Source organism: Micromonospora sp. M51 (assembly GCF_018070305.1).
GTDB lineage: Bacteria > Actinomycetota > Actinomycetes > Mycobacteriales > Micromonosporaceae > Micromonospora > Micromonospora parva.
In genome coordinates this window covers 1-10,776 of sequence record NZ_JAGPXZ010000137.1, presented here as the reverse complement: position 1 = coordinate 10,776, position 10,776 = coordinate 1, and the positions used below count along the sequence as shown (strand labels likewise).

Sequence of the window (10,776 nt, the reverse complement as noted above, 5' to 3'; positions counted from 1 at the left end):
GAGTGGGTGGGTGGGTGTGATGCGGGACCCGGGGGGTGGGAAAGGGGTCCCGGTTCCGGGGGTCGGGTCGGTAGCCTCGCGGGCATGAGGATCGGCATTGTGGGAGCCACCGGCCAGGTCGGTGGCGTGATGCGGCAGGTGCTGGCGGAGCGGGAGTTCCCGGCGGAGCAGGTGCGGTTGTTCGCCTCGGCGCGGTCAGCCGGGCGTACGCTGCCGTGGCGCGACCGCGAGGTGATCGTCGAGGACGCGGCCAGCGCCGACTACTCCGGGCTGGACATCGTGCTCTTCTCGGCCGGTAAGGGCACCGCCCGGGAGTTGGCCCCCCGGGTCGCCGAGGCCGGCGCCGTCGTGATCGACAACTCCTCGGCGTTCCGGATGGACCCGCAGGTGCCGCTGGTGGTCGCCGAGGTCAACCCGCACGCCGCCCTGGACCGGCCGAAGGGCATCATCGCCAACCCCAACTGCACCACGATGGCCGCGATGCCGGTGCTGCGCCCGCTGCACGCCGAAGCCGGCCTGGTCGGCCTGGTCGTGTCGACGTACCAGGCGGTCTCCGGTGCCGGGCTGGCCGGCGTCGCCGAGCTGGACGAGCAGGTCCGCAAGGTGGCCGAGCACGCCACCGGGCTGGCCTTCGACGGGTCGGCCGTGGAGTTCCCCGCGCCGCGTTCGTTCGCCCAGCCGATCGCCTTCAACGTGCTCCCGCTCGCCGGCTCGATCGTCGACGACGGCTCGTTCGAGACCGACGAGGAGCAGAAGCTCCGCAACGAGAGCCGCAAGATCCTGGAGATCCCCGACCTGAGGGTCTCCGGCACCTGCGTCCGGGTCCCCGTCTTCACCGGGCACTCGCTCCAGATCAACGCCCGGTTCGCCCGGCCGCTCACCCCGCAGCGCGCCCACGAGCTGCTGGCCGACGCGCCGGGGGTGGCGTTGACCGACGTCCCGACGCCGTTGCAGGCCGCCGGCCAGGACCCGACCTACGTGGGCCGGATCCGCGCCGACGAGACGGTGGAGCACGGGCTGGCCCTGTTCTGCTCCAACGACAACCTGCGCAAGGGCGCCGCGCTCAACGCGGTGCAGCTCGCCGAGCTGGTCGCCGCCGAGCGCCGCTGACCGGCACCGGTCGCCACACCACAGGCCCTCGACATCCAACAAGCACCGAGCCCTCGCCGCCCGTCGGCGAGGGCTCGCTGCCGTTCCGGGTGGTCGCACTGTCGGTGCGTGCGCTCGACCTCGGTCGCTCTGGACGAGGGCCAGCACCGGGTGGTCGCCCGCGAGGGCCGGCGGGTCGTGCTTGGATGGGTCGGAGACGATCGTCCAACCTGGAGGACACCATGCCCGACGACCGCACCCAGCAGGCGTTGACCGACCTGGTGGCCGGCCACTCGATGGGCGTGCTCGCCACCATCAAGCGGGACGGTCGCCCGCAGCTGTCCACGGTGCTCTACTCCTTCGACCGGGACGCCGGCCTGATCCGGGTCTCGGTCACCGACTCTCGGGCGAAGACCGCCAACCTGCGCCGCGACCCCCGGGCCAGCCTCCACGTCAGCAGTCAGGACGGCTGGGCGTACGCGGTGGTCGAGGGTCGCGCCGAGCTGACCCCGCCGTCCGCCGAGCTTGGCGACGACACGGTCGAGGAGTTGGTGGTGCTCTACCGGGCGCTGAGCGGCGAACACCCCGATTGGGACGAATACCGCCAGGCCATGGTCGACGAGGGGCGGATCGTGCTGCGGCTGCACGTGGAGCGGCTCTACGGGATGCCGCCGAGGGGCTGACCCCGACCGGTCAGCCCGGTTCGATCACGGTCACGCCGGGCCAACGCTGCGCCGGTCGGTGCCGGGCCAGCCGTCGCCGGGACAATGCCACACCCACCCGGGCCGGGTTGTGTCGCCACACCCCACGCAAGAGGTCCGCGAGGCCGTACGGCGCACAGACCTTCAGCCGGTCGGCCGAGTCCAGGCGGACGGCCACCGCTGTCGCGTACTCCGGCCAGGTGGCGACCGCCTCGGTGACATCGCGGTACGGGGTGATCGGTTCGCCGCCGAACTTCGCCGCGTACCAGGTGTGCACCGCCGCCTGGTTGCGCGCCTCCCACGGCGGTTGCGGCCACGCCGCCGTCAGCCGGGCGGTGGCCCGGTCGTCGTCCTCGCGGGTCAGCCGGGTCGGGTCGAAGAAGACCACGTCCACGTCCCGGACCGTCGCCGGGTCGAACCCGTGTCCGTACCGCTCGCCCCAGACCAGGTCGCGCAGGACGCCCGCGCCGATCCAGGCGTCCGGCAGCCCCGAGTCGCGCACCACTGTCAGCGCCCGGGTCAACCACCGGTTGCCGGCTACCAGCTCCCGCAGCTCCGACTCGTCCGCCGCCATCAGCCCACCGTAGGCGGCCACCCCGGGGTGCGCTGCCCCCGGGCGGGTCGGCGGGTGGCGGGTCCGAGGTGCGGCGTGTGCGGAAGCGCCGGTAGCCACCGGCGGCCGGGCGTTACCCGGTGCCGGACGGCGGGTAGACGGGCCGTGCCGACACCGAGAGGGGAGCACCATGACAACGGTCGGAGAGTTCATGACGACCCGGTTGGTGACGATGGACGGCAACGACACGCTCATCGCGGCCGCGCAGGAGATGCGTGACAGCGCGATCGGAGACGTGGTGGTGACCGACGGCGACAGTGTGGTCGGCATCGTCACGGACCGGGACATCACGGTCCGAGGTGTCGCGGAGAACATGGATCCGGGCTCGACCCGGTTGAATCAGATCACCACTCGCGACGTGATCACGGTGAGTCAGTACGACGATGCCGTGGCCGCCGCTGACCTGATGCGGACGTACGCCGTACGCCGGTTGCCGGTGATTGACGACGGACGCCTGGTTGGCCTGGTCTCGATGGGTGACCTCGCGGTCGAGCGTGAACCGCAGTCGGTCCTGGCCGACATCAGCGCCGACGACCCGAACAACTGACCGTCCGCCGCGGCAGCCGCGCGCCGGCCCTCCCCCCAAGGGGAGAGCCGGCGCGCGCTCTGTCCCCCACCCCTCCCCGCGTGATCAAGAAGTTTGCGTCACGACACGCCCACGGTGGTGACGCAAACCTCTTGATCACCGGAGCAAGGGGTGGGGGTCACCTGAATTGGGTGAGGTTGGGCGTGGGGGAGGGCGGGGACCCGTGCGGGGACGTGCAACGCCGGCCGTCCGCGCGACGCGAGCGCGGTGGGTGGGATCCCCGGCCCGGCAACTGGGAGGAGTGGACCCGATGGTGGACGCGACCACGAGGTTCTTCGAGGACCTGGACCGGCGGGGGTACGAACCCCTGCTGGCCAAGACCTCCGGGACGCTGCGGATCGACCTGCACGAGGGGGCGCAGACCCGGCACTGGCTGCTGAGGATCGATCACGGCCGGCTGAACGTCAGCCAGGAGGACCAGGAGGCCGACACGGTGATCGGCGCTAGCCCGATCCTCTTCGACGACATCGCCTCGGGGCGCGAGCACGGCCTGGCCGCGCTGCTGCGCGGCGACATGACGGCGTCGGGCGACCTTCGGCTGGTCGTACAGGTGGAGCGGATCTTCCCGGGGTCACCGGACGCGCGTGGGCCACGTCGACGTTTCGCCGGGGAGGTGCACTGATGGGGCAGAGCAACACGATCCGGATCCTGGACGGCAACACGTTCGTCGTCTGCGAGGACACCGGTGACATCGAGGCGACGCCGAGCGAGCCCACCGGGCTGTTCTCCATCGACACCCGGTTCCTGTCGACCTGGGTGCTGACCGTCAACGGTGAGCGACTCAACTCGCTCTCCTTCGACGACCTGCAGTATTTCGAGTCGCGCTTCTTCCTGGTCCCCGGGATGGCCACGCACTACGTGGACGCGAAGTTGTCGATCATCCGGGAGCGGGCGGTGGGCGGCAGCTTCCGGGAGCAACTGACCATTCTCAACCACGACGAGAAGCCGGTCGACCTGGAAGTCCGGATGGATGCGGCGTCGGACTTCGCCGACCTGTTCCAGGTCAAGGACGAGATCCTGAACAAGAAGGGCGAGATCTACACCGAGGTGGAGCCGGATCGGCTGCGGCTGGGCTACCGGCGGGGGAACTTCCGGCGGGAGACGGTGATCTCGTCGTCGATGTCGGCCCGGTACGACAGCAAGGGTTTCGCGTACACCGTGCACCTGGAGCCGAACGAGCAGTGGGAAGCCTCGATCGACGTCGAGACCAACGCGGTCGGGCCCACCGGCCGGGACCTTCGTCTGGGGCTGCGCAAGCATGGCACCGAGCGGCTCGCCCTCCAGCACGACCTGGAGCAGTGGATCGCCGACGCGCCCAAGGTCAACAGTGAGCACGGCCGGGTGGCCAGCACGTACCGGCGCAGCCTGATCGACCTGGCCGCGCTGCGTTTCCCGCCGTTGTCACTGGGCGGCGCCACCCTGCCGGCCGCCGGTCTGCCCTGGTTCATGACCATGTTCGGCCGGGACAGCATCCTCACCTGCCTGCAGACGCTGCCGTTCACCCCGCAGCTGTCGAAGACGACGCTACGCATCCTGGCGTCCCTGCAGGGCAGCCGGTTCGACGACTTCCGGGACGAGGACCCGGGGCGCATCCTGCACGAGATGCGCTACGGCGAAACCGCCGCCTTCGAGGAGCAGCCCCACTCGCCGTACTACGGCTCGGTGGACGCGACGCCGCTGTTCATCGTGCTGCTCGACGAGTACGAGCGGTGGAGCGGGGACGTCGAGCTGGTCAGGGAGCTGGAGCAGGAGTCCCGGGCGGCGCTGAGGTGGATCGACAACTACGCCGACCTCGTCGGCAACGGCTACATCTGGTACGAGCGCCGCAACACCGACACCGGCCTGGAGAACCAGTGCTGGAAGGACTCCTGGGACTCGATCTCCTACTCCGACGGCACGTTGCCGCCGTTCCCACGGGCAACCTGCGAGGTGCAGGGGTACGCGTACGACGCGAAGGTCCGGGCGGCCCGGTTGGCTCGCGAATTCTGGGGTGACCCGGAGTTCGCCGACCAGCTGGAGCGGGAGGCGGCGCAGCTCAAGGAGCGGTTCAACCGGGACTGGTGGGTCGACGACGGCGAGTACTTCGCCCTGGCCCTGGACCCGGACGGCCGCCAGTGCGACATCCTCAGCTCCAACATCGGCCACCTGCTGTGGAGTGGGATCGTCGAGCCCGAGCGGGCGGAGAAGCTCGCCGCGCACCTGGTCGGGCCGCGGCTGTTCTCCGGCTGGGGGGTGCGGACGCTCGCCGAAGGGGAGGCGCGGTACAACCCCATCGGCTACCACAACGGCACGATCTGGCCGTTCGACAACTCGTTCATCGCCTGGGGTCTGCGCCGCTACGGCTTCGCCGAGGAGGCCGCGACCATCGCCAACGGCATCCTGGACGCGGCAACGTACTTCGACGGCCGGTTGCCGGAGGCGTTCGGCGGCTACCCGCGGGAGCTGACCAAGTTCCCGGTGGAGTACCCGACGGCGTGCAGCCCGCAGGCGTGGTCGACGGGCGCACCGCTGTTGTTGCTGCGCACCATGCTCGGTCTGGAGCCGCACGAGGGTCACCTGGCGGTCGCGCCCCGGCTGCCGGTCGGAATGGGCCGCATCGAGGTGTTGGACATCCCGGGTCGGTGGGGTCGGGTGGACGCGTTCGCCCGGGGTCGACTGGACCTGAACGCCCTCACCGACTGACCGGCTCGACAGCCGAACCGGCGGTGGCGCGCACCACCCGTGCCGCCGCCGGTTCGCCACCCAGCCGATCTCCAGCCGGTCAGGGTAGATTCTGCGAATGCCGGAGCTCGTGTACCCGCCCGTTATCGCCGCCGCCAAGACGCTGTTCCGGGTCCTCGACCTGAAGATCACCATCGAGGGAGCCCACCACGTACCCCGCACTGGTGGGGCGGTGCTGGCCAGCAACCACGTGAGCTACCTCGACTTCATCTTCGCCGGTCTGGGCGCTAACGCGTCGGGTCGGCTGGTTCGGTTCATGGCCAAGGAGTCGGTCTTCACCCACCGGATCTCCGGCCCGCTCATGCGCGGCATGCGGCACATCCCCGTGGACCGGCAGGCCGGCGCGGCCTCGTTCCGCGCCGCCGTGAGCGCGCTCAAGCAGGGCGAGGTCGTCGGTGTCTTCCCCGAGGCGACGATCAGCCGGTCGTTCACCGTCAAGGAACTCAAGAGCGGCACGGTCCGGATGGCCCGCTCGGCGAAGGTGCCGGTGCTGCCCGTCGCGTTGTGGGGCACCCAGCGCCTCTGGACCAAGGGCCGCCCGCGCACCCTGACCCGCCGGCACACGCCGATCACCATCCTGATCGGCGAGCCCATCAACCCGGCGGACTTCCCCGACCCGAACGTGCTGGCCGCCGAGCTGACCACCCGGCTCAGCGCCCTCGTCGACCGGGCGCAGCGGGACTACCCGGACACTCCGGCCGGCCCGGATGACACCTGGTGGCAGCCCGCGCACCTGGGCGGCAGCGCGCCCACGCCGGAGGCGGCCGCCGCGCTGGACGCCGCCGCCGAAGAGCGCACCCCCAGCGTCTGACGCCAGGTTGGCCGGATCGTTCCGCACCCGGGCAGGATGGTGTCTGCCGGTGTGAACGTCGTCGGACCAGTATCGAGGTCATGAACAGAGCAGCACTCGTCGTGATCGACGTACAGGAGTCCTTCCGTCAGCGCCCGATCTGGGCGTACGGCTCCAACCCCGACATGATCCGCCAGGTCGACCGGCTGGTGGCTGCCGCCCGGCAGCGCGGCGACCTGGTGGTCTGGGTCCTGCACTCGGAACCCGGCACGGGCGGGTTGTTCGACCCCGCCCTCGGGTACGTGCGGCTGATCGACGGGCTGGTCCCCGCCGAGGGTGAGCCGACACTGGTCAAGACGGCGCACAACGCGTTCACCACCACGAACCTCCAGCAGCTGCTCACCCAGGCGGGCATCACCGACATCACCGTCTGCGGCATCCGCACCGAGCAGTGCGTGGAGACCACCACCCGGGTCGGCGCCGACCTCGGCTACCGGATGACCTTCGTCACCGACGCCACGCTGACCTTCCCCATCCCGTACCGGGCCCTGCCGGACACCGCCACCGTCGCGGAGATCCTCGCCGACCCGCGCACCCTGACCAACGAGGAGATCGTGACCCGCACCGAGTACGCGCTCGCCGGCCGCTTCGCGACCATCCGAAGCGTTGACGAACTGGTCGGCGCGACAGTCGTCGGCAGCGGGGGCTGACGTGGTGACCCGGGTCGTCTTCCTGCTGGTCCCACAGCTGCACCTGCTGGACCTCGCCGGGCCGGCCCAGGTCTTCTCCAGCGCCGCCGACCTGGGGTACGACTACCAGCTGCACTACGTCGCGGAACGCGAACAGGTGCCGACTGTGCAGGGCGTACCGCTGGTCGCCGACACCCGGTGGCCCGAACTGGCCCCGGACGACCTGGTGATAGTGCCGGGCTGGCGGCCGGCGGCGCACGGGCCGCAGGGGCCGGTGTCTCCCGGCGACCTGCGGCGGCTCGCCGCGCACCACGCGGCCGGCGGCACGGTGGCCAGCGTCTGCGCCGGGGCGTACGCGCTCGGCCGGGCCGGGCTGCTCGACGGCCGCCGCTGCACCACCCACCACGAGGTGCAGGACGACCTGGCGCGCCGGCACCCGGCGGCCCAGGTCGTCCGTGACGTGCTGTACGTGGTGGACGACCGGGTGGTCACCTCGGCGGGCATTGCCAGTGGCATCGACGTGGCGCTGCACCTGGTGGCGACCCGGCACGGCCCGGCGACCGCCGCGAAGATCGCCCGCACGCTGGTCGTCTACGCCCGCCGCAACGGGCACGAGCCGCAGGCCAGCGCCCTGATGCGGCACCGTTCCCACCTGTCCGACTCGGTGCACCGGGTGCAGGATCTGATCGACAGTCGGTACGCCGAGCCCCTGCCGCTGGCCGAGCTTGCCGCCGCCGGCGGCGTTGCCGAACGAACACTGACCCGGCTGTTCCGGGCGAGCACCGGCCTCACCCCGCTGGGCTATCAGCAGCTGCTCCGGGTGGAACGGGCCGAGCACCTGATCGGGCACGGCAGCACCGTGGAAGCCGCCGCGCGGGCCGTCGGCTTCACCGATGCCCGGATGCTGCGCCGCCTGCGAGCCCGCCCCACGAGGTCGGCTCCGGTCTTGACCGGTAGTAGTCGTCCCGGGAGTGGAACTCCACCGGCAACGAGCCGGGCAGCGTGATCCGGGTGTCGCCGGCGAGCAGACCGGGGCCGGCCCGCAGGAGCAGCACGTCGCGTTCCTGGGCCGAGAGGTCGACCAGCTGCGGACGGTTGAGCCGGAACAGGGCCACCGCCCGGCGGACCTGCCGGGCCAGCGCCACGACCTCGGCGGCGGCTCCGCTGAGCGCCAACGCCGGTTGCTGGATGGTGCGCAGCGCGTCGCAGACGATCAGCAGTTGCAGCGGTGCGTCAGGGGTGGTCGCCGACAACTCCAACCGGGACGGCCACTGCCAACGGATCTGCCCGCTCATCAGGCCGTTGAGCCGAGCGGGCGGCCGGGCGCGGTGCGTGCCGTCGGCGACGAGCGACAGCTGCGAGCCGCTGCCCACCCAGCAGATCCGCTGGTCGGTGACGGTCACCTCGACCGGCTCGGGAAGCTCCCAGCGGCGTCGCATCTCGCTCGGCCCGAGCAGGTAGCCCGCGACCAGCAGCCGATGTCGCCCGAGCAATCGTTCACCGGGCCTCGGTCGCAGGTGATAGCGGCGGTCCAGGGTCGGGCCCACGTCGTCGTCCGGGGCGTCGAACCGGTGGGGACCGATGAAGAACGGGGACGCATCGGAGTGCATCGTCACGACCTTCCGGTCAGCTGGCTGTGAAGAGAAGCCTCGCGGACAACAGCGCCCCTGTCATGACGCCTGTTAGGGGGTCGGCCGGTCGTGCGTCGCCTGTGACCGGTAGATGCCGATCTCCTCCGGGCGGACGAGACCGTCCTCGATCGCACGGGCGAGTAGTGCCGCCTTTGTGGCGGCTGGCCGCCCCGCCCGGGTGTACTTGATCCGCGCACGGTCGACGTACTGCTTCACTGTGTGCTCGCTGATCTGCATCCGCCGAGCCACCGACGCCTTCGACATCGACTGGAACCAGAGCAGCAGCGCCTCACGCTCCTTGTCGGACAGCATCGGCCGGTCCGGTCGCGGGTCGCCGACCATCGCACCGGCCAGCGCCGGAGGCACGTACGGGCGGTCGCTCGCGGCGGCCAGCACCGTCTCCACGCAGTGTTCCCGGCCCTCGTGCTTGGCCAGGAACGCCACCGCCCCGGCGTCCAGCGCGGCCAGCATCGTCTGCGGGTCGGTGTGCTCCGAATAGACCACCACCCGCCGCCCGGCGGCGCTCAGCTCGGCCAACTTGTCCAACGCCATCCGCCCGTGCAACCGCAGGTCGAGCAGGACGACGGCGGCGTCCGGGGCGGCCCGCAGCACCTCGTCCGGGTCGTCGCCGGTGGCGAGCACCGTGAGGCGCGGCTCGGTGGCGAGCCAGGCGCGGACTCCCTCGACCACCACCGGGTGGTCGTCGACGATCGCCACCCCGACCGGCTGATCGCCCCTCACCGCCGCCATCGGGTCTCCGCCCATCTGATGATCCCGTCCCGTTCGTAGAGGTACTTCACCGGCCCGTCGTCACGCTCCCCGGGCGGTGGGCCGGTCGCCTCCGGGCCTTCCCGGTCCGGCGTGACCAGGCTGACCACCACCTCGTCCGGGCCGGAGACCACTGTCAGCCGCGCCCATCCCCGGGCGTCGGCGAGGGTGCCGGTGAGCGGGTCGGCCAGCCGGCGGCGGATCTCCACCGGCAGCGGCGGCGGGGTGCCGATGGTGACCAGGTCGATCGGCAGGCCGCTGCGTTCCGCCAGGTCGGCGGCGGCGCGCAACTCGTGCAGCAACGGGTCGGGCACATCGTCGGACTCGGCGATCAGCCGGCGTAGCCGTGCGGCGGCCAACATGCACCGGCGCTGCACCTCCGGGTCGCCCGGGTCGGCCTGCCCGGCGGCGAGGTCACCGAGGACCCGCCCGGCCGCCGAGCTGACCAGGGTGAGCCGGTCGCGGCGTTCCTGGCGGCCACGCTCGGCGGCATCCCGCTCGGCGGCCATCGCGTGACCGGCGGCCGAGACGCCGGCCCGCTCCCGAGCCAGGCCGACGATGACGGCGCTGCCCACGAAGACCGCCACCGGCAGCGAGAACGTGCCGTAGACGTACATCACGTAGCGGGCCACGTCGGCCGGGTCGGCGCCGTGCCCCAGCACGGCCACCAGGGCGATCAGGGCGTGCGTGCTCAGCAGCGCGATCAGCCCCACCACGCGCTGGCCCCACACCGCCAGCACGAAGAACCAGCCGAGCGTGCCCCACACCCAGTTGGCGGCCGTGAACAACTGCCGATCCCCGGCCGCGGCGAAGACGGCCGCGTCGACGACCAGCAGCAACACGGCCAGCGGCCACGGCGGCAGCGGCGAGCCCAGCAGCAGCCGTACCCCGGCGACCGCGCCGGTCACGGCGACCAGTATCCAGGCGCCGAGCACCACTGCTGGCGCGGCGAACTCCGCGCGGGCGGCCAGCACCGCCGGCAGCGCGATCGCGACGTGCCAGGCCAGTGCGATGACGACGGCGGCGATCCGGGCGCCCCGGTCGGAGGCGTGCGCGACGGCGGCCGGCGCGGCGAGCGCCTCGGGGGAGACCGGCTCCCGGGGCGTCGGAACGCCGGCCCGGATCGGTGCCTCGGGAGCGTCGGTGAGGTGCGCAGGGGCGTTCAGGTCAGCCGACACCGGGCCACTC

12 protein-coding genes are annotated in these 10,776 nt (G+C 71.8%); 8 read left to right on the top strand and 4 right to left on the bottom strand.

Annotation, left to right across the window (positions count from 1 at the left end; translation table 11 throughout):
- The first annotated feature begins 84 nt into the window (after positions 1-84).
- Complete coding sequence (locus KBX53_RS10375) at positions 85-1,110, top strand: aspartate-semialdehyde dehydrogenase (protein ID WP_210858853.1); 1,026 nt, start codon at positions 85-87, stop codon at positions 1,108-1,110.
- 221 nt (positions 1,111-1,331) lie between these two features.
- Positions 1,332-1,772: a PPOX class F420-dependent oxidoreductase gene (locus KBX53_RS10370; protein WP_030333358.1), complete on the top strand. Its 441-nt coding sequence runs from the start codon at positions 1,332-1,334 to the stop codon at positions 1,770-1,772.
- A gap of 10 nt (positions 1,773-1,782) precedes the next feature.
- On the opposite strand, the gene KBX53_RS10365 is transcribed toward KBX53_RS10370, so the two are convergent.
- Complete coding sequence (locus tag KBX53_RS10365; RefSeq protein WP_030333360.1) at positions 1,783-2,364, bottom strand: nucleotidyltransferase family protein; 582 nt, start codon at positions 2,362-2,364, stop codon at positions 1,783-1,785.
- Between the two features lie 169 nt (positions 2,365-2,533).
- Here KBX53_RS10365 and KBX53_RS10360 point away from each other — a divergent pair, with 169 nt between their 5' ends.
- The 6 genes from KBX53_RS10360 (at position 2,534) to KBX53_RS10335 (ending at position 8,195) form a co-directional block, all read left to right on the top strand.
- Complete coding sequence (locus tag KBX53_RS10360; protein ID WP_030333361.1) at positions 2,534-2,950, top strand: CBS domain-containing protein; 417 nt, start codon at positions 2,534-2,536, stop codon at positions 2,948-2,950.
- 289 nt (positions 2,951-3,239) lie between these two features.
- Entirely contained in the window at positions 3,240-3,611 is a 372-nt protein-coding gene (locus tag KBX53_RS10355) for an SCP2 sterol-binding domain-containing protein (protein ID WP_210858850.1), read from the top strand.
- Positions 3,611-5,671 (top strand): glycogen debranching N-terminal domain-containing protein, encoded by a 2,061-nt coding sequence (locus KBX53_RS10350; RefSeq protein WP_030333365.1) that lies wholly within the window; start codon positions 3,611-3,613, stop codon positions 5,669-5,671. The genes KBX53_RS10355 and KBX53_RS10350 overlap by 1 nt, the downstream gene beginning before the upstream one ends.
- Positions 5,672-5,768: 97 nt before the next feature.
- Positions 5,769-6,521 carry a 1-acyl-sn-glycerol-3-phosphate acyltransferase gene (locus KBX53_RS10345; protein WP_210858848.1) on the top strand — a complete coding sequence of 251 codons (753 nt, stop codon included), beginning with the start codon at positions 5,769-5,771 and terminating at the stop codon, positions 6,519-6,521.
- Between the two features lie 80 nt (positions 6,522-6,601).
- Positions 6,602-7,210, top strand: a complete 609-nt coding sequence (locus tag KBX53_RS10340; RefSeq protein WP_210858846.1) for an isochorismatase family protein — start codon at positions 6,602-6,604, stop codon at positions 7,208-7,210.
- Complete coding sequence (locus KBX53_RS10335) at positions 7,167-8,195, top strand: GlxA family transcriptional regulator (RefSeq protein WP_247675410.1); 1,029 nt, start codon at positions 7,167-7,169, stop codon at positions 8,193-8,195. Before KBX53_RS10340 ends, KBX53_RS10335 begins: the two co-directional genes overlap by 44 nt.
- Here the strand turns inward: KBX53_RS10335 and KBX53_RS10330 are convergent.
- From KBX53_RS10330 to KBX53_RS10320, 3 genes are all read right to left on the bottom strand, one after another.
- On the bottom strand, positions 8,077-8,799 hold the full coding sequence (locus tag KBX53_RS10330; protein WP_210858845.1) for a hypothetical protein: 723 nt from the start codon (positions 8,797-8,799) through the stop codon (positions 8,077-8,079). The genes KBX53_RS10335 and KBX53_RS10330 overlap by 119 nt on opposite strands.
- A 72-nt stretch (positions 8,800-8,871) precedes the next feature.
- The gene (locus KBX53_RS10325; protein WP_210858844.1) at positions 8,872-9,585 is read right to left on the bottom strand and encodes a response regulator transcription factor; all 714 of its coding nucleotides are present in this window, start codon (positions 9,583-9,585) and stop codon (positions 8,872-8,874) included.
- Positions 9,558-10,712, bottom strand: a complete 1,155-nt coding sequence (locus tag KBX53_RS10320; protein WP_309140744.1) for a hypothetical protein — start codon at positions 10,710-10,712, stop codon at positions 9,558-9,560. The genes KBX53_RS10325 and KBX53_RS10320 overlap by 28 nt, the downstream gene beginning before the upstream one ends.
- Positions 10,713-10,776 lie beyond the last annotated feature (64 nt).

Coding starts and splice junctions, on each gene's coding strand:
- KBX53_RS10370 (WP_030333358.1), top strand. CDS start 1,332: ATGCCCGACGACCGCACCCAGCAGGCGTTGACCGACCTGGTGGCCGGC.
- KBX53_RS10340 (WP_210858846.1), top strand. CDS start 6,602: ATGAACAGAGCAGCACTCGTCGTGATCGACGTACAGGAGTCCTTCCGT.
- KBX53_RS10355 (WP_210858850.1), top strand. CDS start 3,240: ATGGTGGACGCGACCACGAGGTTCTTCGAGGACCTGGACCGGCGGGGG.
- KBX53_RS10325 (WP_210858844.1), bottom strand. CDS start 9,585: ATGGGCGGAGACCCGATGGCGGCGGTGAGGGGCGATCAGCCGGTCGGG.
- KBX53_RS10345 (WP_210858848.1), top strand. CDS start 5,769: ATGCCGGAGCTCGTGTACCCGCCCGTTATCGCCGCCGCCAAGACGCTG.
- KBX53_RS10365 (WP_030333360.1), bottom strand. CDS start 2,364: ATGGCGGCGGACGAGTCGGAGCTGCGGGAGCTGGTAGCCGGCAACCGG.
- KBX53_RS10375 (WP_210858853.1), top strand. CDS start 85: ATGAGGATCGGCATTGTGGGAGCCACCGGCCAGGTCGGTGGCGTGATG.
- KBX53_RS10350 (WP_030333365.1), top strand. CDS start 3,611: ATGGGGCAGAGCAACACGATCCGGATCCTGGACGGCAACACGTTCGTC.
- KBX53_RS10360 (WP_030333361.1), top strand. CDS start 2,534: ATGACAACGGTCGGAGAGTTCATGACGACCCGGTTGGTGACGATGGAC.
- KBX53_RS10330 (WP_210858845.1), bottom strand. CDS start 8,799: ATGCACTCCGATGCGTCCCCGTTCTTCATCGGTCCCCACCGGTTCGAC.